At 61.4% G+C, this 21231-nt stretch carries 17 protein-coding genes; 4 read left to right on the forward strand and 13 right to left on the reverse strand.

Annotation, left to right across the window (positions count from 1 at the left end):
• Nucleotides 1–8: 8 nt before the first annotated feature.
• The 10 genes from pgaA to JFT66_RS18850 form a co-directional block, all read right to left on the reverse strand.
• Entirely contained in the window at nucleotides 9–2489 is a 2481-nt protein-coding gene (gene pgaA / locus JFT66_RS18805) for a poly-beta-1,6 N-acetyl-D-glucosamine export porin PgaA (RefSeq protein ID WP_153838553.1), read from the reverse strand.
• A 303-nt stretch (nucleotides 2490–2792) separates the two neighbouring features.
• The gene (locus JFT66_RS18810) at nucleotides 2793–4289 is read right to left on the reverse strand and encodes a YdgA family protein (protein ID WP_198859851.1); all 1497 of its coding nucleotides are present in this window, start codon (nucleotides 4287–4289) and stop codon (nucleotides 2793–2795) included.
• Between the two features lie 145 nt (nucleotides 4290–4434).
• Complete coding sequence (locus JFT66_RS18815; RefSeq protein ID WP_198859852.1) at nucleotides 4435–5067, reverse strand: NADH:ubiquinone oxidoreductase subunit N; 633 nt, start codon at nucleotides 5065–5067, stop codon at nucleotides 4435–4437.
• 80 nt (nucleotides 5068–5147) lie between these two features.
• On the reverse strand, nucleotides 5148–6590 hold the full coding sequence (locus JFT66_RS18820; protein WP_153871714.1) for an efflux transporter outer membrane subunit: 1443 nt from the start codon (nucleotides 6588–6590) through the stop codon (nucleotides 5148–5150).
• A complete protein-coding gene (locus tag JFT66_RS18825; RefSeq protein WP_034116741.1) occupies nucleotides 6587–7477 on the reverse strand; it encodes an efflux RND transporter periplasmic adaptor subunit in 891 nt (296 codons plus the stop codon). The genes JFT66_RS18820 and JFT66_RS18825 overlap by 4 nt, the downstream gene beginning before the upstream one ends.
• Nucleotides 7474–7683 carry a DUF1656 domain-containing protein gene (locus tag JFT66_RS18830; RefSeq protein WP_003187469.1) on the reverse strand — a complete coding sequence of 70 codons (210 nt, stop codon included), beginning with the start codon at nucleotides 7681–7683 and terminating at the stop codon, nucleotides 7474–7476. The genes JFT66_RS18825 and JFT66_RS18830 overlap by 4 nt, the downstream gene beginning before the upstream one ends.
• On the reverse strand, nucleotides 7680–9758 hold the full coding sequence (locus tag JFT66_RS18835) for an FUSC family protein (RefSeq protein ID WP_153838551.1): 2079 nt from the start codon (nucleotides 9756–9758) through the stop codon (nucleotides 7680–7682). Before JFT66_RS18835 ends, JFT66_RS18830 begins: the two co-directional genes overlap by 4 nt.
• Nucleotides 9755–10174, reverse strand: a complete 420-nt coding sequence (locus JFT66_RS18840; RefSeq protein ID WP_034116739.1) for a MarR family winged helix-turn-helix transcriptional regulator — start codon at nucleotides 10172–10174, stop codon at nucleotides 9755–9757. The genes JFT66_RS18835 and JFT66_RS18840 overlap by 4 nt, the downstream gene beginning before the upstream one ends.
• A gap of 331 nt (nucleotides 10175–10505) precedes the next feature.
• On the reverse strand, nucleotides 10506–10751 hold the full coding sequence (locus JFT66_RS18845) for a DUF2789 domain-containing protein (protein ID WP_034116738.1): 246 nt from the start codon (nucleotides 10749–10751) through the stop codon (nucleotides 10506–10508).
• 33 nt (nucleotides 10752–10784) lie between these two features.
• Nucleotides 10785–12365 carry a glycosyltransferase family 39 protein gene (locus JFT66_RS18850; protein WP_198859853.1) on the reverse strand — a complete coding sequence of 527 codons (1581 nt, stop codon included), beginning with the start codon at nucleotides 12363–12365 and terminating at the stop codon, nucleotides 10785–10787.
• A gap of 180 nt (nucleotides 12366–12545) precedes the next feature.
• Between JFT66_RS18850 and JFT66_RS18855 the strand changes: the two genes are divergently transcribed.
• The 4 genes from JFT66_RS18855 (at nucleotide 12546) to JFT66_RS18870 (ending at nucleotide 17077) form a co-directional block, all read left to right on the forward strand.
• On the forward strand, nucleotides 12546–14702 hold the full coding sequence (locus JFT66_RS18855; RefSeq protein ID WP_198859854.1) for an outer membrane assembly lipoprotein YfiO: 2157 nt from the start codon (nucleotides 12546–12548) through the stop codon (nucleotides 14700–14702).
• Nucleotides 14699–15403 carry a DUF3142 domain-containing protein gene (locus tag JFT66_RS18860; protein ID WP_162524883.1) on the forward strand — a complete coding sequence of 235 codons (705 nt, stop codon included), beginning with the start codon at nucleotides 14699–14701 and terminating at the stop codon, nucleotides 15401–15403. Before JFT66_RS18855 ends, JFT66_RS18860 begins: the two co-directional genes overlap by 4 nt.
• A 104-nt stretch (nucleotides 15404–15507) precedes the next feature.
• The gene (locus JFT66_RS18865; protein WP_034116734.1) at nucleotides 15508–15867 is read left to right on the forward strand and encodes a helix-turn-helix domain-containing protein; all 360 of its coding nucleotides are present in this window, start codon (nucleotides 15508–15510) and stop codon (nucleotides 15865–15867) included.
• Nucleotides 15845–17077 carry a type II toxin-antitoxin system HipA family toxin gene (locus JFT66_RS18870; protein WP_080752883.1) on the forward strand — a complete coding sequence of 411 codons (1233 nt, stop codon included), beginning with the start codon at nucleotides 15845–15847 and terminating at the stop codon, nucleotides 17075–17077. Before JFT66_RS18865 ends, JFT66_RS18870 begins: the two co-directional genes overlap by 23 nt.
• An 81-nt stretch (nucleotides 17078–17158) precedes the next feature.
• Here JFT66_RS18870 and JFT66_RS18875 read toward each other — a convergent pair whose 3' ends face one another.
• From JFT66_RS18875 to JFT66_RS18885, 3 genes are all read right to left on the reverse strand, one after another.
• Entirely contained in the window at nucleotides 17159–19612 is a 2454-nt protein-coding gene (locus JFT66_RS18875; protein WP_198859855.1) for a TonB-dependent siderophore receptor, read from the reverse strand.
• Between the two features lie 92 nt (nucleotides 19613–19704).
• Nucleotides 19705–20655, reverse strand: a complete 951-nt coding sequence (locus JFT66_RS18880; protein ID WP_034116732.1) for a FecR domain-containing protein — start codon at nucleotides 20653–20655, stop codon at nucleotides 19705–19707.
• Nucleotides 20652–21161: a sigma-70 family RNA polymerase sigma factor gene (locus tag JFT66_RS18885; protein WP_198859856.1), complete on the reverse strand. Its 510-nt coding sequence runs from the start codon at nucleotides 21159–21161 to the stop codon at nucleotides 20652–20654. The genes JFT66_RS18880 and JFT66_RS18885 overlap by 4 nt, the downstream gene beginning before the upstream one ends.
• Between the last annotated feature and the right edge of the window lie 70 nt (nucleotides 21162–21231).

The raw sequence follows: 21231 nt of genomic DNA on the forward strand, positions 1-21231 counted from the left end.
AGGCTCTTTTAGAAACGGTAAGTGAGGTCGAGGAGCAGGCGCAGATCACGTTCGCGCTCGCCGTCGTAAGGTCGGCTGACCAGGCTCAGGTTGGCGCCGGCTTCCAGCACGTCATTCCAGCGAAAACGTTGGCCGTAACCGATCAAGCCAACGCCGCCGGTGGAGTAATCCTTCTGGCTATAGGTACCCGCACCGAGCTGGAACTGCTGACTCCACTGGGTTTCGTAGCGGTGATAGAGCACATGGTTGACGTTGACGGTGGGCAACACGCTGAAGTCGGACTTGGGGTTGAAGTAGATCGCGTCTTCCTTGCTGTTGCGGCTGGCACCGACTTCCAGGCCTAACTCCACTTGCATCTTCGGCGAGCTGTAGACGCCTTCGCGGCCCGTGAGCAAGGCTTCGACGCGGTCGTTGCCGTCGCTGAAATGGGACGGGCTGATGGCGAGCTTCCACTCGCGGCTTTCGTTGGCGCGCCAGCGGATGAAGCCGCTGCCGCCGTTGGCCGTGACACCATCATTCAACGCCCGCAGCGGTGTAGTGTTGAGCAGGTAGCCAAGGCTGCCGCCGTACTGCCAGTGGTCGTTGATGTCGCGGGCAATCGACACGCTGGCGCCTTGTTTGGAACCATCGCCATAAGAATGGTTGGATACCTCGGCTTCGATGGTCATGTCGCGGGTGCGCCGCTCCACGCCCACACGCTGCCAGCGGTGCTGGCCGGTGCCTTCGGCAAAATCGGCGGTGCCATAACCGACGCCGGCGAACAGGCGCCAGTCTTCGTCGATGGGCGGGGTGTAGATCACGCTTTCTATGCCCCAGTCACGGCTACCTGACACCGCTCCGGCCTCTTGATTGTTGCCGCCACCGAAGCTTTTACCGGTGTAGGCTTCCACCCGCACTTCGGCCATATCGTGCACATCGCGCAGGCGCTTGAGGCGCTGTACCTGGCGGTTGTCCGGATTACGGGCGACGACGTCATCGGTGAGCAAGTCGAGTTGCCGCCACTCCTGCAGGTCCAAGGCCGTGAAGCCTTGGGACATTTCTACACCAATGTCGCGGGGGCTCTGGTTTTCAGTTTCCTTGAGGGAATCTTCAGCGCGTCTTGGCCAATCACGGGCACGGTACATTTCCGCCTGCGCCAAACGCACACCGATGCTGCCGGGGGCTTTATTCCCCAGGTCTTCCAGGGCTTGTTCGCTGGCGTTCAAGTCAGCGCCATAGGTACCGGCCTGGGCCGCCAATTGCTGGGCGTCCATCCACTCGTCGTTAGGGTTGCCGATGGGCAAGCCCTTGAGTTCCACCCGGGGTTTCTCGGTGCTGGCCAGCTGCGTGGCGACCGCACGCGCCTCGTCCACCTGGTCGTTTTCCAGCAAGGCGTAGAACAGCGCGGTGCTGTCTTTGACATGATCACCGACATCAGCGTCCGCGGCGCCCAGCGCCTGGCGGTACAGCGGCGCGGCTTTTTCCGGCAGACGCTGGTCGAGGTAGGACGCGGCCACCCAGCGCACGGCGTAGGTCGGCAATTGCACGCCCTCAGCCGTGAGGGCTTCGTATTCGCTGATGACCTCAGCCGTACGCGCCCGTGCCTTGAGCGCGCCCAGGCGGTCAATGCGCCAGACCACCACGTCTCCGTGAGCGGTGGCGTCAGGGCTCCAGCGGCTGATCAGTCTGTCGTAATCCTGCAGGGCACGATCGGCGATGACATAGCGTTCCTTCTCAGTGCGCGTGGCGAACTCGGCCATGCGCACGCGCTCGGCGGCGAGGTCGCCTTCCAGGCGGCGCTGGGTGACCGCGTCCACCACGCCGGGGCGCTTGGCCGACAGGCGCAGGGCCGGTTCCGGCAAGCGCGCGTTTTGCAGGGCGACGATGTATTCGCGGACCACTTCGGGCTTGTCACCGGCGCGGATAAAGGCTTGGTCGAACTCGAACAGCGCGTCGTAGTTCAAGCCGGCGCGCGTCAGCGCATAACCCAGGGCCATGCGACGGTTCGGGTCATTGGGTTGCGCCGCCACCATCGCGCGCAAGCGTTGCACCGCGTCGTTGGCTTTGCCGCCATCAGCCTGGGTCAGGGCCTGGCCCAGTTGCAGGTCGACATTATTCGGTTCACGCAGCAGCGCCTGGCGATAAACCGTCTCGGCCTGGGCCCACTGCTTTTGATTACGGTACGTGCGCGCCACCGTGGCGAGTGCCTGGGTGGTGAGGTTGCGATTCCTGCCTTGTGCCTCATACACCTTCAGCACTTCGGCGTCTTGCCCGGCCCAACCGGCGATCACCAGGTGGTCGCTGACCTGGCCTGGGGTCTGGCGTTCGGTGGACAGTTGGCGCAGTTGGTTCAGGGCCGGCGTGAAGTTACCGTTGCGGGCCTGGATGATCAGCGCGTCGTAGGCGGGGTCGGCGAAAGCGAGGCCCGGGACCAGCAATTGGCTGCACAGGGCTGCCCCAATAAGCAGACGCAACCGGCCTGAGGCACTGTAGGGGAGGTTTCGCAGCATATCGTGAGCTTCCTTACACACGGAAAGCCCTAACGATAGATGGTCCTGAGCGAAACGCATCAGGGTGCCGGTATCCAATGACCCGGCCTAGCTTTCCTGTAGGAACTATCGCTTAGCGACGTCAGAGGGAGGGCAATTCAGAACAATTGTTCAGAATTGGCTGACACAGATTTTTTGCCTGGCACACAAACCAAATGTGGGAGGGGGCTTGCTCCCGATGGCGGAGTGTCAGTCAGTATATTTTTTCTGACCTACCGTCATCGGGAGCAAGCCCCCTCCCACATTTTTTACCGCATTTTTGACTTACTGAGCGCCGCTCACCGCACCGACTTTGGACATCACAAAACCAATGAACTGCTCAACGGTCATCTTCTGGCCGTTGAAAGTCACTTCATTGTTGGCGTAGTGCAGCTTGGAAACCACATCGGTACCCACCAGGGTCGCCAGTTGGGTGCCGACGGCCATGCCGCTGACCATCTCGGCCGCCATCTGCGATTGTTGCTCGATAGCCTGCGGGTCAGTCACACCACCTACCTGGGCTTGCAGAGCAGCTACATCGCTGATCATCGGCTTGGACAGGGTCAGGTTGGCATCCAGCAGCGAGACCATCTGCTTGCCCAGTTCAACCGGCGGCAGTTCCATGGACGTTGGCTTGGCCAGGTCGACCACCAGGTTGAACTTGCTTTCGCCGTGGGTGGTTTTCAGCGATAGGTTTTCCACGGCCAGTTGCGGCTTGGCGGCCAGCACCTGGTTGACGTTGGCCTCGGCCAGGGTCTGCTCGGCTTCGGTCAGTTGCAGTTCCGGCACCGGTTGACCGGCAGCGGCGGCGGCTTGCACCGGTTGCATCTTGTCCTGGTAGAGCTTGGTCAGCACCAGCATCGCCGGGATATCAACGTTCTTCATGCTCACGGCCATGGCGGCCGAACCTACCGGCTTACCCTGGTAACCGATCTCGTCAATCTTGTAGTCGACGCGGCCGGCCAGGTTGCTGTCCTTGGTCTCGCTGGAGTCTTTCTGCTCGAAGCCCTTGAGGGTCAGCACGGCTTTCTGCGGGCCGAAGGTGACCTTGGTGTCGGTCAGCTCCACGGTGTTCTGGCCGGTGTAGAAACCGAAGGTGGATTTCTCCAGGTTGCTGGCCACGGTCAAGCCGTTCAGTTGCGCTTCGAACGGTGCGCCATTGGCATCCACCGCCGCGACCTTGAGGCTATTCATGAAGCCCTCGGCCTTGACCTTCTTACCTTCGGCGCTGCTGTCGAAGTCCAGGTTGGCGCCAGAGAAGCTCACCGAAGAGGTGTCGTCCTTGAACTCAAGAGGCAGCAATTCGACGTTGCCGCTGACCGAACGGCTATAGCCGATATTCGCCACGCCTTTGAGCGGCGACACGTCTTTGCTGGCGGCGAACCATTTTTCCGTGGTGGGGTTCTTTTCCAGTTCGTAATGACTGGTGGCCATGACCGGCAGCCACTTGAGCGTCACCAGGCGCGAGAACGGCAGCGGGCCGTGTTCGATATGGTCAACGAACAGCAACTCGGGGTTCGGGTTGTCTTCACCGAAGACGCTGCCCTGGCCCTTGAGGCGATAGTGCGCGGTACTGCTGAACACGCCACGGTCAAGGGACACCAGTTCCAGGGCCAAGGTACCGTCGACGCCGGCCATGGAGGTCTGCAGCTCTTTGTTGGCGTTCTGGATCGCGGTCTGCAGGACCGGCTCCAGTTGTTTACCGGTGTACCAGGCGCCGCCCGCACTGACAGCGCCGATGGCGACAACAAAACCCAAGAAAACAACTGCTGGCTTATTCATGAAGTGACCTGATCAATCCTGTGAGAAGTGGGCTGTCTTCCCTGAACCCCGAGGGGGTTGGCTCAAGCCCGCCGAAAACGGGGGAAGATTAGCACTGGCGGGCGCAAACGGCCCAGCCTTTCAGAGGGATCAGTTCGCCAGTAGTTCAGGAGTACTCCAGTTCGATTTCGTCCAACTGGTGATCAAAACTCTTCAAACGTGCGGTCCAGGTGTACACCAGCACCTCAAACTCGCGGTGTATCACGGCATTGCCAGGGGTGTCGGACTTGGGGTCGCAAAAATCCAGCTGGTAGCGCTCACGGGCCATTTGCGTGGCCACATCGGACAATTCCCGCGCGTTATTCAGCCAGTGCCTGCCGTCGGCTACCTGCCGGTCAAGCAATACACATTGTTTTTTCAGGACTTCGAGGCTTTTTTCCAGCGGCGTACCGGTGAGGTCACCCATGACTTCCTGGAACGTGCGCCCGGGCTGCCAGTAGCTGCCCCAGAAATAGCGGTCGAACACGGTTTCGACGCGGCGCAGGGCGACCTTGGTGTCCCAGATGGCCACCCGGGTCTTGCCTTGCTCGAGGAGCTTTCGTTTCACCCGCTGGTTTTGATAAGACGCCCAGGCCACCACGCCGATGGACAAGGTGCCGATCACCAGGCAGGCGCTGTCGAGGAACACCATGGCCTTGTCGAGTTGATGGGCGAGCATGACGCCATAGAAATACGCGGCCGATAACAGTACCAGTGCGAAGAGCACGCACCAGAAAGCGGGAGCATAAGGGTTTTTCATTATTGGAATCCCCATGAGCAAACGCGAGCTTTGTCGGTGAGGCGTCACGGCGCCTCACCAGACAAAGCATAGCAATCCGCTCAGGGTTTGCCGGGTTGTGACGCTTGCGTTCGTCCGCTTTCCCAACCGCCGCCCAAGGCCAGGAACAGATCGATCTGGCTCATGGCAACCTGGGTATTGGCCGCTGCCAATTGCGCGCGCATATCGGTGTAGGTGCGCGTGGCTTGCAGGTCGGCCAGGAACGATTCGCGACCGGCCTGGAAGAAGCGATGGGTCTGGCCTGCGGCCTCTTGCGCCGATTGTTCGGCCTCGGCCAGGGCGTCGCGGCGCTGCAGCACGGCGGTGTATTGCGCCAGGCCGGTCTGGGTTTCGCGGATGGCGTTGAGCACCACGCCGTCAAAGTGTGCCAAGGCGCCCTGGGTCGCGGCTTCGGCTTCATGGATACGCGCACGGGCGCCGTTGGTCGGCACGGTCCAGCTGATCATCGGGCCAAAGCCCCAGCGGTTGGTGGCCGGTGTACCGAGGTTTTCCAGCAGGCCCACGGTGCCTACCGTGGCGCCGATGCTGATATCCGGGTACAGCGCGCCGGTCGCCACGCCGATACGTGCGGTGGCGGCAGCCAGTTGGCGTTCAGCCTGGCGCACATCGGGGCGACGTTTGAGCAGCGTGGCGCCGTCGCCCACCGGCAGCAGTTGGGCGATGTGCGGCAGCTCGGCGCAAGTGCCTGTGCCGGCAGGCAGTTGGTCCACGGGCTTGGCCAGCAACATCGACAGCCGGAACAACCCGGCCTGGCGCGAGGCTTCATAGCGCGGGATGTCGGCGCGCAGGGATTTGTATTGGGTTTGCGAACGGGTCACCTGGGTTTCATCGCCGCGCCCGGCATCGCGCAGGCGCTGGGTCAGTCTAGTGCTCTGGGCTTGCAGGTCGAGGGACTCGTTGGCAATCGCCAGCTCTTCGTTGGCCGCGCACACCTGGGTGTAGGAGCGCACCACATCGGCGACCAACGTGATGCGGGCGATATCGGCAGCAGCCTGGGTCGCGTCTGCACTGGCCTGAGCGCTTTCGATACCACGCTGCAAGGTGCCGAACAGGTCAAACTGGTAGGACGTGGTGATGCCGACGCTACCGATATTGCCAACCGGGACTTTTTCCGGCAGCAAAAACGCTTCGCCCGACTCTTGCAAACGCTGGGCCTCGGCCTTGGCGCCAGCACTCCAGCCGCCAGCGGATTCGGCCTGCTGCACCTGGTAACGCGAGCGCTGCAGGTTGGCCGCGGCCACGCGCAGGTCGGTGTTGGAGGCCATGGCTTGGTGCACCAGTTGGTCCAGGCGCGGGTCTTTATACAACTTCCACCAATCGGCCGGCACCGGCGCCGAGACCACGTTGCTGCCCTCGCCCATGATCGGCCCTTGCAGGTCGCCACGGTTGACCGCGGCCTGTTCCGGCAGCTTGTAATCCGGCCCCACCACTTGGCAGGCCGACAGCAGCAACCCCAACGCAGCGGTTGGCAACAGCCGCTTCATGGCTGTTCTCCATCTTTAACCTTATCGCCGATGATCGACACCGTCGCCGTACGCCCGGCGATCATGCGAAAGTCCGCCGGTACGTCATCGAAGGCAATGCGCACCGGGATCCGCTGGGCCAGCCGCACCCAGCTGAACGCCGGGTTAACGTTGGGCAGCAGGTTGGAACCACTGCTGCGGTCGCGGTCTTCGATACCGGCGACGATGCTCTGCACATGCCCATGCAGACGGGCGTTGTCGCCGATCACACGGATATCCACGCCCATGCCGACATGGATGCCATCGAGCTTGGTCTCTTCGAAGTAGCCGTCGATATGGAAGGAATTGCTGTCCACCACCGACAGCACCGGGCGCCCGGCGGTGACGAATTCCTGGGTACGCGGTGCGCGGTCGTTGACGTAGCCGTCCACGGGGCTGCGGATCACCGAGCGGTCGAGGTTGAGTTGGGCCGAATCCACCGTCACTTGCGCTTCGGCCAGGGCCGATTGGGCGCGGGCGACGCGGGACTGGCTTTCTTCCAGTTGCTCGCTGGGCACCAGGTTGCCGAGGCCACGGTTACGCTTGTACTCGCGCTGGGCCTGGGCCAGGGTTTCCTGGCGGTCGGCCACGGCGGCCTGGGCTTGGCGCAGGGCCAGCTTGAAGCGGTCCTGGTCGACGGCGAAGAGCACCTGGCCCTTGGTCACCAGCTGGTTGTCGCGCACGTCGACGCGCTGGATCAGCCCGGACACGTCCGGGGCGATCTGCACGATGTCGGCGCGGATGTGCCCGTCACGGGTCCAGGGCGCATACATGTAGTACATGACCATGCGCCACACGACGACGACCGCGAAACTCACGATCAACAGCGTCAGGACGACACGGCCGATGGTCAAAAAAGGTTTTTTCATGTCATCAAATATCGACTGAGTGAGTCCACCGCGCCCAGCAACAGCGCGTAGAGCCCCACATTGAACAATGCCCGGTGCCAGACCAGGCGATAGAAGTGCATGCGCGTCAACAGCCCGTGCACCACCAGAAACAACACATACGTAATGCCCATCAGCACCAGCAGCGTGGGCAGGAACACCCCACTGATATCCAGATCACCGATCATAAAGGCGCTCCATCGGGTAGCGGCGCTTCCATCTCAGTGCCGCCAATGAATTCCACGCCGGGCAGCAGTGCCAGGCGCAGGCCGGCCAAGGCATGCAGCAGATGCAGGCGAGTGTCGTCTTCGTCTTGCAGGCCCTGGCCGTTGAGGGCGCGGCGCGTGCGGTCCAGGGTCATCAGCAGACCGCTGGGCGCGGGCAAGCGTTCACCCGCCTTGAGGCACGCCTTGAAGTAGCCGCCCACGCCTTCCACCACCTGGTTAAGTAATACCCGTGGCACACCGAGGATGCGCGGCGAGTAGGCCAGCAGGTCGAGCAGGTTCAGCGCTACACGCAGGTCGCGCAGGGCGATGCCGGTGTCTTGGCCAGTGAGGGCCAGGCGCGGCAGGTGTTGCATCAGGCGGTCGAGCATTTGCGCGGCCATGTGCCGGTGCTCGGCCAGGGTCGCAGGCTCGGTGAGGCTGACAATGTCGCGCCAGCTGAAACGGGTGAGGCGCTTGGCCGCCAGTTCGGCACCGAAGGGCCGTGCAATCAAGGTCCACACAAACGCGAACAGCAGGCCCACCGGCCCGGCCAGATTGACGTTGGCGAAGTTGAGAAAATCGGCATCATAGGCGCCCTGGATGCTGATGAACGACGAAGTGTTCACCAGCGTCAGCAGCATGCCCAGGTAGAACCGTGGCTGCACGGTGAGCGTACCAATGCAAATAAACGGTACGGCGAAAGCCAGCACCAGCATGGGGAAATCGTGCAGGTTGGGCAGCACCAGAAACAGGTACAGGCTGGCGAACAGCACCGACATGGCGGTCCAGAAAAAGAACCGATAAATCTGCGGTGCCGGGTCATCCATCGAGGCGAAAAAGCTGCAAGCGACGGCGGCCAGAATCACGGCGCTGCCGCCATCGGTCCAGCCCAACAGAATCCACAGCACCGAGGCGACGATGATCGCGGTGACGGTGGAAAACGCCGAGTAGAACATCAGGCCACGGTCGAGGAATGGCGTCAGCCGGCCCAGGCGCCAGTGGCGGTAAACGGCGCGCCAGGTGTCCTGGCTTTCGCACTGGATGGCGGCTTGCAGGCTGCGGCAGTCTTGCCACAGGTCGATCCATTCACCCAGCCGGTACAGGGCGTTGGAGAACAGCAGCGTGTGGCGATCATCCAGCGCTTCGCCCTGGGGTTGCGCAGCGTCAATCTTGTCGCGCAACACACGCCAGCGTTCCAGCGGCGCTTGCTCGGTGGTGCTTTGCAGCCAGGCGTTGGCTTCTTCCAGCAAAGGTTTGAGCCGGTCAAGAAACTCCGGGGCGCGGTGCTCGATGGCGTACACCGCGTCATCCAATGCATCGATCACCGGCAGCAGATGAATCATGCGCCCACGCAGTTCCTTGGTGTTGCGCACCGTCTGGGGGCGCGCGCCTTCGTGGGGCAATTGGCCGATCATCAACTCAAGGGTATTGAAGGTGGCGACCATGCCGCCGCGCAGGTTGCTGACGGCTTCAGGGTCTACCTGGCGGGTGAGGAAGCGCTGGCTGTAGACCTGGGCGTCGCTGAACCACTTGGCCACCGAGCCATCGAACACCGGCATCAGGCGCCGTGGCCAGAACATCGCCCCCACCACCGCCGCGACCGCGATACCGAGGAAGATTTCTTCAGTACGCGCCTCGGCCACATCCCATACCGCCAGCGGGTTATCCACCACCGGCAAGGCGATCAGCGGCAAGGTATAGCCGGCCAGCATCAGGGCATAGTTATTCGCGGTGCGCAGGTGCATGGAGAGGAACAGCAGGGTGCCCGTCCACAACGCAATCACCACCACCAACAGGTAGGGCGACTGCACGAACATCGGCACAAACAGCACCGCCGCCGCCGCCCCCATGAAAGTACCGATGGCGCGGTACAGGGCCTTGGAACTGGTGGGGCCGACAAACGGGCTGGAGACGATATACACCGTGGCCATCGCCCAGTACGGACGCGGCATTTGCATCAGCATGGCGATGTACAGCGCGATCATCGACGCGGCGAATGTGCGGACCCCATAGAACCAGTCGCGGGCAGGCGGGAAGCCAGTAAAAAAACCGTTCAAGGCGTCACAGCCTCGGCCGCCTCGAAGGCCCGCAGCACGCGCAGCGCGGCTTCCAGATCGGTGGGGGCGATATCCGCCAGCACTTCGTTACGCAGGCGTACCAACTGCGCTTCCACCGCCTGCACCAGCTCACGGCCACGCTCGGTGAGGCTCAGGGCCTTGGCGCGGCGGTCGTGGATGTCTTCGGTGCGGCAGACATACCCGTCGTTGCACAGCCGGTCGAGCAGGCGCACCAGCGACGGGCTTTCCATCCCGGAAGCCTGGGCTACCTTGACCTGATGCACACCGTCGCCCAAGCGGCCGATCATCAACAACGGCACGGCGCAGGCTTCGGAAATGCCATAGCTCACCAGCGTGGTCTGGCAGATTTTGCGCCAGTTACGGGCGCCCACCACCATGCTGCTGCTGAGGTTCATCTGGAGTTGTTCGAGGGATTGGGACACTGGATAGTTCGCATACAGTTAGTTTGCTAACTATTAATATGGTGGAGTGATCCCAATGCGTCAAGTTTTGAAACAATTTCGCGGATGAGTGGTGGGCTGTGGCTTGAGTAAAGCGGGTTCCGGTGTAGGCATCAGCAAATCGCGATATTTGCCACACAACAAAACAAAATGTGGGAGCGGGCTTGCTCGCGAAAGCGGTGTATCAGTCAGCAGATTCAGCGCCTGGCACACCGCTTTCGCGAGCAAGCCCGCTCCCACATTAGGTCGGCGTCGGCTTCAAGCCAGTGGCTACCCTCCAGCCTTTTTACACCCCTCGCCCACCCCGCAACATCAGGTTCAACTCATCCACCACCTCCGCCCAATCCGCATCCTCCAGAATTTCCTCACGCAAAAAAGCCTTCTGGCTATCCGTCCAGAAGAACGCCTCCGCCAGTTTCAACTCCGGCTTGAGCGGCGAATGAGCGACCACAAATTTTTCAATACTGACCGGGTCATCGTCCAATCCAAGCTGTTTGAACAACGACGGCAAGCTATGCACTGGCGATTCCATGATGAGCTCCTGATAGAGAAGGTTTAACCGAGGCTAGCGACAGCCCTCGGGTTGCGGCGCTGGCACTTTGCACAGCACGAACAGACGCGCCCGTGCACCACCGCCGTCCTGGCGACTGAGTTCGCGCCAGCCTTCGGGTAGCGGGGCGAAGTCGTCCGGTGCTTCGTTGCTGCTGATCAGCCACACGCGCCGGGTATTGGCCGGTAATGCCGATAAAGAGTCGAGGTATATGCGCCCGCCATCCTGATCTACCAGGGTGCCAAAGCCGTAGGCATTGGGCCGGGTCGACGTGCCGTCGGGTTTGGGCGGGGTGTAGAGCTGCAACTGGGCGTCAGTCTCGTCGTAGTACACGTAGCTGAGGTACCACAGCATGTCGCTGAGGACGATGCGGTCGTCTTCCTGGTAATTGCGATTGACGAACTCCACCGGCACGTTGAGTTGATCGTGCTCATCCACGGTGAAGTTGTTCTTCAACCCCAGCAGTTCCACGCCGACAAACAATACCAACAGCGCCACGCCCAGCCATGACCAGCGTGACGGCAGGCGATCGATGGCAAGGGCAACGAGGATCGGCAAAGCCAAGGCGTACACGGTGAGATAACGTTCGATAAACACCGGCGAGATAAACGAAACCCCATATACCAGCAGCAGCGGCAACAGGAAAAACAGTGCCAGCAGGCGTGCCGGTCGATAGTGCCAGGCCGTCATCACGACCACCGCAATTAACAGCAGCGCAAATAGCCAGAACAGCGGCGGCCAGAAATCAACGCCTTCATCCTGCAGCACGAACTGCCAGATCATCGACGGCAGGGACTGCAGGTTGACCGGATCTTCCCAACCAATGTCCCCGCCGACCTTGAGTTGGTCGACGTGCTGCACCAGGTCCAACAGGTTCGGCAGCCAGGGCAGGTACAACAGCACTATCGTGGCGTTGGCTACCCACCACGCAGGTCGCGTGAGCAAACGTTGCCCCGGCGCCTGCCCCCCCAAGTACGCCCAATGCACCAGCACACACAACGCAGTGAAGTAATGGGTGTAGAAACCGGCACTCATCAACAGCACATACGCGGCCAGGTAACGCGTACGCTCGGGTTGGCGCAGCCAGTACACCAGCGCCAGCGTAGCGCCCAACAGCCACACGCCCAGCAGCGAATACATGCGTACTTCCTGGCTGTAGCGCACCGCCGTGGGCAGCAGCGCCAGCAGGATTCCCGCCAGCACCGCCGCGCGTCGGGTGGACAGTTGCCGCGTCAGCCAGATACCCAGGCCCACCGCGACCACGCCGGGGATGGCACTCATGCTGCGGATCGAGCCGATGCTGTCGCCGAACACCTCGATCCAGCCGCGCAGCAGGAAGAAATACAGCGGCGGATGCACATCATGGGCTGCGTGAAACCACAGGTCGGCCACGGCGTATTCGCTGAGCAGCAGGCTCGACCCTTCGTCGCCCCAGATCGCCGCTGAAGTGAGGTGGTAAAACCGCAGGGCCATAGCCAGCGCCAGGATCGGCACCCACCAGAGACGGCTGAGCCAAGTGGCGCCCTCCCAGGTCAGGCGATGGGAAGCAGGCAACACCGCGAGTTTTTCATTTTGCTCTACCACAGACCGACGCACCTCAATTCCCCTGGCATTGCCCTGCTTGCCTAAGCGCAAACACCGCCACTCTAGGACAAAAGCCCCGGGTTCGCCGCTGGAATCGGACAAATCAGCAATTTGTGTAGGCCTTCACCGAAGCAAGCGTCAGGATCAGGCTATTATTGGCTCCCTCCAAGGACCAAGGATCAAGGACACGTCATGCGCATCGGTTTTTTGTCACCTCTGGCACTGGCCCTGCTGGCCGGTATTTCCCTCCAGGCCCAGGCCAGTTCCGACGACTCGTGCTACCCGGACTGGCGGGTCTCGCGTGACAGCCTCGAACCCTGCAGCAACCAGCCCTTTCTCAGCCCAGGCAACGACAGCCGGGTCAACCTGCGCCTGTTGCTGGCCGACAAGAAAGCCGCGCCGCTGACGCCCAATGCCTTGGGTGAAGATGACCTGGCCCAGGGCTTTGGCCCGGTACCGTTCCCGGTGTATCGCCTCACGCCTGCCGCGAATGCAGAGACTGACGCGGACTCGGACAAAACGCCCAGCCCAGAACTCGATGTGTTGCTTGCCTCTGTGGGCATCAAGCGCGACGACGCCAAAACTGCCGGCGAAGCCTTCCTCAATGGCGAAGGCAGCCGCTGCCGCAGCAATAGCGAGGGCAGCGCCACCGCGTTTATCAGCCAGGTGATCAAAGCCCAAATGCCGGCGACCGAGCGTGACCTGTTGGTCAAGGCGCGGCTGCAATTGCTCACCACCTGCAACTGGGACGGCCAGGTCGTGGATGCACAGCAGACCCCATCGGCCAACGCCCAGCTGTTTCGCACCTACCTGCAGGCCGCCGCTGATTTCTACAGCGGGCGCTTCGGTGACGCCGAACGCGGTTTCGCCGCCGCCACTACCAGCGATGTGCCCTGGCTGAAGGAAACCGCGCTGTACATGACCGCTCGCACATCATTGAACCAGGCCCAGGCCGAAGCCTTCGACGAGTACGGCATGCCGCAACGCGAGCATGTGGATAAGGCCGCCCTGAGCGATGCCGAAGAAGGCTTTCTCGGTTACCTGAAAACGTATCCACAGGGCGATTACGTTGCATCCGCCCGTGGCCTGCTGCGCCGCGTGCATTGGCTGGCAGACGACGACGCCAAACTCGCCGACGACTTCACCTGGCAATTTACCGAGGCCACCGACGCCCAGCGTAATGTGAGCGTCGACGAGTTGGTGGAAGAGGCCGACCTCAAGTTGCTGATGGTCGGCAACAAGTCGGCGAACAGCCCGATGCTGCAGGTGGTCAGCGACCTGATGGCGATGCGCGCTCATACCCCGCCTCTGTTGACCCGCGAAGACCTCGACAAGCAGAAAGCCACCTTTGCCAACGAGCCGGCGCTGTTCGACTACCTGCAAGCGGCGCATGCGCTGTACGTCGAGCATCAACCCGACACTGCCCTGAAGCATCTGCCCGCAGATGTGCCATCGAACCTCGATTACTTCGCCTTCAGCCAACAGACCCTGCGTGCCCTGGCCCTGGAGGCCAAGCAAGACTGGAAAGGCGCCGAAGCCCTGTGGCTGCAACTGCTGCCCCTGGCCAAGCAACCGCTGCAACGCGACCAGCTAGAGCTGGCACTGGCGATGAACTACGAGCGCAGCGGCCAACTGGCCAAGGTGTTCGCCGCCGACTCGCCGATCAGCGCCAAGCAAGTGCGTTACATCCTGCTGCGCAACGTCGCCGGCCCTGACCTGTTGCGCCAGCAGGTCGCCAAGGCCAGCGACCCGACCGAGCGCCAGAGCGCGCAATTTGTGCTGCTCTACAAAGACCTGCTTCACGGCCAGTACGCCACCTTTGCCGACGACCTCAAGCAAGCGTCGCTCTCTGAGGACAAACTCGGCACCAGCCTGGGCTACACCTATACCAGCGGCCAGACCTTGAAGCTGTTCCAGTGGGACGGTGACAAAGCCGAATCCGGCTATGCCTGCCCAAGCATCGCGCAAACCGCCGCGACCTTGCAGGACGACGCTAAAAACCCCCACGCCTTGAACTGCTTCGGTGAATTCATCCTGCGCAACGGCCTGGACGGCATGCCCCTGGAACAACCCCGCGCCGCCGGCAGCCTGGGCAGCACCGCCTCGCAGTTCAAGGGTGAAACCTTCTCGCGCCTGGACGGCTACAAACAGGTGATCGCCAACGCCAAGGCGCCGAAAACCGACAAGGCCTATGCGCTGTTCCGCGCCATCAACTGCTACGCGCCGGCTGGCTACAACAGTTGTGGTGGCGAGGACGTCGCGCCAGCGGTGCGCAAAGCCTGGTTCCGCCAACTCAAGACCGGTTTCGCCGACACCCAGTGGGGCAAATCGCTGCAGTACTACTGGTGAAGTCGCTGTGGCTGGGCTTGCTGTTGCTGGCAAGCCCGGCTTTCGGCACCGTCGACGCCCGCGACTACGACGCCTTCTGGCTGTGGAGCGGCGTCACGCCCCAACCGGTTATCAAGCAGGCGCAGACCCTGTACATCCTTCAGGGCCAGATCAACTCCACCCGCCGCGCGCCGCAACGCGGCGTGCAACTGATCGCCCAGGGCATCAGCGTACCGCGTATTACCCAAGGCGAAGTCTGGGTGGTCTACCGTGCCCACACCTTGCACTGGCCGGAACAGGTCTACACCCAACTGCTTGGCCAGGTGCAACGCTGGCGTGACGCGGGCAACCCGGTAATCGGCATCCAGATCGATTTTGACGCCCGCACCCAATACCTGCACGAATACGCCGACTTCCTGCGCGATTTTCGCCAACGCCTGCCCGCCGACCTGCGCCTGAGCATCACCGGCCTGATGGACTGGAGCAGCAACGCCGACCCGGCCGCCATCGCCCAGCTCAAGGGGGTGGTGGATGAAGTGGTGGTGCAGACGTATCAAGGGCGCCATAGCATCCCCGACTACGCGGCTTACCTGCCACGGATGAATCGGATGGGGGTGCCGTTCAAGATTGGCTTGATTCAGGGTGGGGAATGGGAAGAACCGGGGTATTTGCAGGGAAGTGAGTGGTTTCGGGGGTATGTGGTGTTTTTGCAGAACCGTTGAGTCTTTCGACATGGAAAAACCGGCATCGAACCGGTTTTTTATGTGCTGTATTTAGTAATTTGGATGATATAAGTTACTCCTATCGCATTAATGGGTGATATATCATGCTCAAATTGGAAAGGCCCTACCCTCACAAAGGGTATATCTCAGAGAGAAGCGATGAGCTGATGAAGGGTATCGGGAACGGTATCGAAATAGCCCGCATTCGTCGTCGGTTAAAAATTTCCACAATATGCAGTCGCGCGGGAATCACACGGCAGACGTATCAACGGCTGAGACAGGGAGAGGCGGGCGTATCCCTCGGGGTACTGATGAATGTTCTAAGCGCGATGGATCTAGAGGAGGCAATGGCGAGCATCGCGTCGCCGGAACTTGACCAGGTTGGGATTACCATGAGCCTTGCCCGTGAGCCCGAGCGCATTCGCACAGAAGGAGAACCCAATGTCTTGGACGCCGATTGGTAATGCATTTGTTTTTTCAGCTCACTCAGTCGGTGACCCAGTCCCTGTGGGTGAGGTGGCCATGCACGGCAGTGGGTTCGTTTTTCGCTACGCCAATAGCTGGCTCGCGCGCCCCAACGCCTTTGCGATTGACCCGCTGAATGTGCCACTGACCAGTGGCCAGTATTTCTCTACGCGCATGTTCGGGGTGCTTGACGACGCCACTCCAGACAATTGGGGCCGGCGTGTCCTGCTGGCCACCCACAAACAGCACCCACAAAACGAAATCGAATGGCTGCTTGCCTCGCGGGGTACGGGGGTTGGTTGCCTGCTTTTCAGTGCGTCACGACATCTGTTGCCACCCCTGCACCAACCACCGCAATTTGAAGATCTTGAAAGAATCATGGTGGGCCTCGATCAAATCGAAAAAGGTGAAGTGAACCTACCTGCGCAAATCGCACGGCTATTCGAATTCGGCAGTTCCATGGGTGGCGCAAGACCGAAGGTCACTGTGACCCATGAAGGTAAGGAGTGGATCGCTAAACTCGGCCGGAGCGACGATATTTTCGATCAGCCACGTGCTGAATTTGCCAGCCTTCAAATGGCAGACGCAGCGGGTCTACCCGCAGCAGGGCACAAGTTGGTAGAGGTAGCCGGCAAACCGGTGTTGATGGTCGAACGTTTTGACCGGCATGAAGGAGCAGGTCGCGGGCACTATGTCAGCTGCAACTCGTTGGTAAGCGCTGAGAAGCCGAGAATGCATGTTGGCGCGGTTGAGGGTGACGTTTCCTATTCCAGAATCGCAGATGTTTTGAAGAAGGTCAGCGACGATGCAACGTTAGATATGCGAGAGCTTTATAGGCGCATGGCTTTCAATGTGCTTATCGGAAATAGCGACGACCACCTGAAACAAACCGGACTACTGTTGACCAGCTCTACGGGTTATTCCCTTGCGCCAGTATTTGACGTGCTACCCCACCCGACGCAGTTGGGCCTGCAGGCCCTCATCATCGGGAATGAAGGCAGGGTTTCGTCTGTCAGCAATTTGCTGAGTACACCTGAGCGCTTTGGGCTGGGGAAGGATGAAGCAAGAGCCATCGTCACTGACGTCTATGCTGTCGTGCGGCAAGCCTCCGTTTTTTTTGAGGCAGCGGGCTGTAGCGGTGCCGATGTGAGCATGCTTTCCAATGTCTGCACCCGGTTTGAATCGCAGCTGATGGCAAGACCCGCTTAAGACGATCACATAGCGCACCCTTGACGGGTGCGCAGCCGAAGACGACATCACGCTCATGTTATTGCGCACATAAAAGCGCAATTACCAATCGTAGGTCAGGCTCGACACCACCGTTCGCCCTTCGCCGTAGTAGCAGTCCAAGTCACTGGTGCACTGCGACACGTACGTCTTGTTGCTGAGGTTCTGTACGTTCATCGCCAGTTTCACGCCCTTGAGCTTGAGCGGCGAGGTGCCCAGGTCGTAGCTGAGGCTTGCATCGTAAACGCTGTAGGACGGCACGTTGAAGGCGCCCTCGTAGTAGTCGCCCAGGCTTTGACGGGCATAGCGTACGCCCAGGCCCGCGCCAAGGCCGGCCAGCGGGGTGTCACCAAGCACGGTGTAATTGACCCACATCGAGGCGGTGAGTGGCGAAATACCGGCCGGGTGGCGACCCTGGCGGCCGTCGTTGTCCTTGGTGTATTTGATGTCGTTGCGCGCAGCCGAGGCGATGATTTCCCAGGCGTCACTCAGAACGGCCTTGGCTTCCAGTTCAACACCCCGCGAGCGCATGGCGCCGCTTTGGGTGCTGAAGGTGGTGTCCACCGGGTTGGTGGTCAGCACATTGTCCTGGTCCAGTTGGTACACCGAGGCTTGGATAAAACTCTTTTGGCCTGGCGGCTGGTACTTCACGCCGACTTCGTATTGTTTGCCGGTGGACGGTTCGAACGGTTTTCGGTTCGAGTCGGTGCCGGCCAGCGGCAGGAAGGATTCCGAGTAGCTGACAAAGGGCGCCACGCCGTTATCGAATAGATACACCAGACCCGCACGGCCGGTGAACGCCTGGTCTTTGCTGGCAAAGCGGGTATCGGCCAACGGCTCCTTGTTCACCACATTGGCCCAGTCATAGCGCCCACCGAGCACCAGCGCCCATTTATCCAGCTTGATCTGGTCCTGCACGTACAAGCCGGTCTGGGTGACGGTGCGGTCCCAGCGATAGGGTTGGCCGAAGTTCATGCGCTGGCCGTAGACCGGCTTGAACAGGTCGATGATCGGCGGGTTGCGGTCATACAGGCCATGAAACTGCGAGTTGGAATGGTAGTAGTCCAAGCCAACGATGACGGTGTGGGACAACGCGCCCGTGTCGAATTCGGCCTGGGCAATGCTGTCGACGCCGAACACCTTGTTGGTCTGCGACCAGTCCACGCCGAAACGTTGCAGGTAGCGCTGGTCTTGCACGCCGGTGGCCGGGTTGGCGACGAAGCGGTAACCGTGCAGCGGTGCGGTGTAGCGATCGTCTACCTCGGCGTAGCGAGCGTTTTGCTTGAGGGTCCAGATGTCGTTGAGGCGATGGGAAACCTCGTAGCCCAGCACGTATTGCTCGCGGTTGTATTGGTTGACGCCCGGCTCGCCGATAAATACGTCGCGCTTGATCTTGCCATTGGGGTTGTCCCACAGCGTGCCGGACGCTGGCAAGCCTTGGGCTTCGGGTACGCCTTTGTCTTTCTGGTACTGGGCGAACAGGGTCAGGCTGGTGTCGTCATTGGGGCGCCAGGTGAGGCTGGGGGCGATGAACTGGCGCTTGTTTTCGACATAGTTGATCTCGTCCTGCCCGTCATTGGCCAGGCCGGTCAGGCGATAGAGAAATTGCCCCTGTTCATCCAGCGGGCCACTCAGGTCGATGGCGGCGCTTTTGTGTTCGTAGGTGCCGGCCTCCAGCACCACTTGGCGTACCGGGGTTTCGCTGGGCCGCTTGCTGACCATATTGACGATGCCGCCCGGCTGGTTCTGGCCGTAAAGCACTGACGCCGGGCCCTTGAGCACTTCGATGCGCTCCAGGGAGTACGGCTCGATCTGCAACGCGCCGCCGGTGCTGCCACCGCCGTAGGGCAAGTGCAAGCCGTCGAGGTACAGCGGCGTGGGCGAAAAACCGCGGGAGGTTGGCTCATCGAACAACTTGACCCGATCGGCGAAGCCGCCCGCGGTCATGCCGGGCGTGTAGAGCAACGCCTGGGTGACACTCTGGGCACCACGCGCCTTGATCTCGGCGGCGGTAATCACGTTGATTGTCTGGGGGATTTCCACCAGCGCCGAGTCGGTCTTGCTGCCAGATGCACTGCGCTTGGCGACAATGCCGTCCACTGGGCCCCAGGCGCTTTCCTGCTCCTGCTGGCCACTGATCTGGGTCGCCCCCAGCTGCAATGCGCCGTCGCCGGAAATGGCCTGCAATGACCAACTGCCCTGGGATTGCACCGCCGCCAGACCGCTGCCCGCCAGCACGCGTTCCAACCCCGCGCCTATGCCGTAACGCCCTTTCAGCCCTGCGCTGCGCTTGCCTTCGGTGAGCGTCGCGTCAACTGACAAGAGGATGCCCGAGGCGCTGGCGAAACGGTTCAACGCCTGGTCGAGGCTACTCGCCGGAATGTCATAGGTGCGCAGCGCCTCGGTGCTTTCTTCGGCTTGAGCCAGGTTCGGCAGCACCGGCACGGTCGCTAGCAGGCCAGCAAACAAGCCACGACGCAGGGCGCGGGCCAAGGGTTGGATTGGGTGGTGCGACATTGCAGGACTCCCCGTGAGAACGCTTCTTGATTGGCTTTCAAGAGGTATCCCGCACGGCGCGCAAAAACCGACAAGCGCTGATGATAATTTTTTCAGGCGCGCGCCTTGATCGTCACCCAGTAGCGCGTCACGGCCTGCACCTGCACCGGCAATGAGCGCTCCAGGGCCGCGAGAATCGCATCGGTATCGTTGAGTGGAAACACGCCGGTCAACAACAGGCCAGCTACGGCTTGATCACAGCGCAACAAGCCCGAGCGATAGCGGCTCAACTGCGCCACGAACTCTCCCAGCGGCTGGCGCTCGGCGACCAGGCGATGCTGGGTCCAACTGCTGGCATTGGCGCTCACCGCCGGCAGCGCAGCGCATTGGCGTGCGCTGAACCAAAGGCTGTCACCGGCATTCATTTGCACCGCCGTGCCGTGCAGCGGAGTGACTCGCAGGCGGCCTTCATAGAGGTCGACACGGCTACCGTCGGGCAGTTCGCGCACGGCAAAGCGCGTGCCTAATGCCTGCACATCACCGGCAGGCGTTTCGACGATCAACGGCCGGGAGGGATCGTGGCCGCTGGTCAGCAGCACCTCGCCACGGATCAGGCGGATACGCCGTTCGCTGACGCTGAAACGCAGGTCTACGGCGCTGTCACTGTTGAGGTCCAACTGCGTGCCGTCGCTCAAGGTGACGTGGCGAATTTCACCCGTGGCGGTGCGGTGCTCGGCGAAGGCGGCCTGCCAGGGCTCGCTGCGCTGGACCAGATAGCCGCTGCCCCCAGCCACCAGCAGCAAACCAAGCAACTTCAGCGCGGCACGGCGCTGGGTGTCCGGGGCGTCGCGCAAGACTACCCGAGCGCTGTCGGCGGGTACGCCGCCAAGGGTTTGTTGCAGTTGCTGCAAACGTTGCCAGGCACGCCGGTGTTCCGGGTCGGCCGCTTGCCATTGGGCGAACGCTCGGCGGTGCTCACCTTGCAGTTCGCCACCCCATTGCAGCATCAGCCACTCACTGGCTTGCTCGACAATTGCCGGTGCGATGGGCGCATCGTGTTTCATTCGTCGTAAACCACTTGGTAGCAGGCGACGATGGCCCGGGTCATGTACTTCTGCACTGAGCTGACGGTGACGCCCAGGCGCTCGGCGATCTGCGCATAGCTCAAGCCTTCGAACTGCGACAGCAAAAACGCGCGGCGCACATTGTCGGGCATGCGGTCGAGCATGGCGTCGATCTGCATCAGGGTTTCGAGGATCAGTGCACGGGTTTCAAGGCACGGTGACTCGGGCTCGGGCAGGTGCGCGATGCTCTCCAGGTAGGCGCGCTCGATACGCAGGCGGCGCCATTGGTCGATCACCAGATTGCGCGCGATCTGTGCCAGGTAGCTGCGGCTTTCCTTGTCGCCCGGGAAACGCCCGGACACCAGCAGGCGCAGGAAGGTGTCCTGCGCCACATCAGCGGCGTGCTCACGGTCACCCAGGCGCTTGCGCAACCAGCCTTGCAGCCAGCCGTGATGGTCGCGATACAGGATGTGAAGCTGTTGCTGGCCGTCAGTCGCGATGCTCATGAAAAGCTCGGTCACGTTATTGAGAGCAATTATCATTACATCTTATTTCGCGACTGACAAAAACTCTTTG

Origin of the sequence: Pseudomonas sp. MF6755 (assembly GCF_016405635.1) — a bacterium.
GTDB lineage: Bacteria > Pseudomonadota > Gammaproteobacteria > Pseudomonadales > Pseudomonadaceae > Aquipseudomonas > Aquipseudomonas haemolytica.

What these genes read in the sequence shown, in the direction of transcription:
- pgaA (WP_153838553.1), bottom strand. Translation starts at nt 2,489, where the DNA reads ATGCTGCGAAACCTCCCCTACAGTGCCTCAGGCCGGTTGCGTCTGCTT.
- JFT66_RS18810 (WP_198859851.1), bottom strand. Translation starts at nt 4,289, where the DNA reads ATGAATAAGCCAGCAGTTGTTTTCTTGGGTTTTGTTGTCGCCATCGGC.
- JFT66_RS18815 (WP_198859852.1), bottom strand. Translation starts at nt 5,067, where the DNA reads ATGAAAAACCCTTATGCTCCCGCTTTCTGGTGCGTGCTCTTCGCACTG.
- JFT66_RS18820 (WP_153871714.1), bottom strand. Translation starts at nt 6,590, where the DNA reads ATGAAGCGGCTGTTGCCAACCGCTGCGTTGGGGTTGCTGCTGTCGGCC.
- JFT66_RS18825 (WP_034116741.1), bottom strand. Translation starts at nt 7,477, where the DNA reads ATGAAAAAACCTTTTTTGACCATCGGCCGTGTCGTCCTGACGCTGTTG.
- JFT66_RS18830 (WP_003187469.1), bottom strand. Translation starts at nt 7,683, where the DNA reads ATGATCGGTGATCTGGATATCAGTGGGGTGTTCCTGCCCACGCTGCTG.
- JFT66_RS18840 (WP_034116739.1), bottom strand. Translation starts at nt 10,174, where the DNA reads ATGAACCTCAGCAGCAGCATGGTGGTGGGCGCCCGTAACTGGCGCAAA.
- JFT66_RS18845 (WP_034116738.1), bottom strand. Translation starts at nt 10,751, where the DNA reads ATGGAATCGCCAGTGCATAGCTTGCCGTCGTTGTTCAAACAGCTTGGA.
- JFT66_RS18855 (WP_198859854.1), top strand. Translation starts at nt 12,546, where the DNA reads ATGCGCATCGGTTTTTTGTCACCTCTGGCACTGGCCCTGCTGGCCGGT.
- JFT66_RS18865 (WP_034116734.1), top strand. Translation starts at nt 15,508, where the DNA reads ATGCTCAAATTGGAAAGGCCCTACCCTCACAAAGGGTATATCTCAGAG.
- JFT66_RS18870 (WP_080752883.1), top strand. Translation starts at nt 15,845, where the DNA reads ATGTCTTGGACGCCGATTGGTAATGCATTTGTTTTTTCAGCTCACTCA.
- JFT66_RS18875 (WP_198859855.1), bottom strand. Translation starts at nt 19,612, where the DNA reads ATGTCGCACCACCCAATCCAACCCTTGGCCCGCGCCCTGCGTCGTGGC.
- JFT66_RS18880 (WP_034116732.1), bottom strand. Translation starts at nt 20,655, where the DNA reads ATGAAACACGATGCGCCCATCGCACCGGCAATTGTCGAGCAAGCCAGT.
- JFT66_RS18885 (WP_198859856.1), bottom strand. Translation starts at nt 21,161, where the DNA reads ATGAGCATCGCGACTGACGGCCAGCAACAGCTTCACATCCTGTATCGC.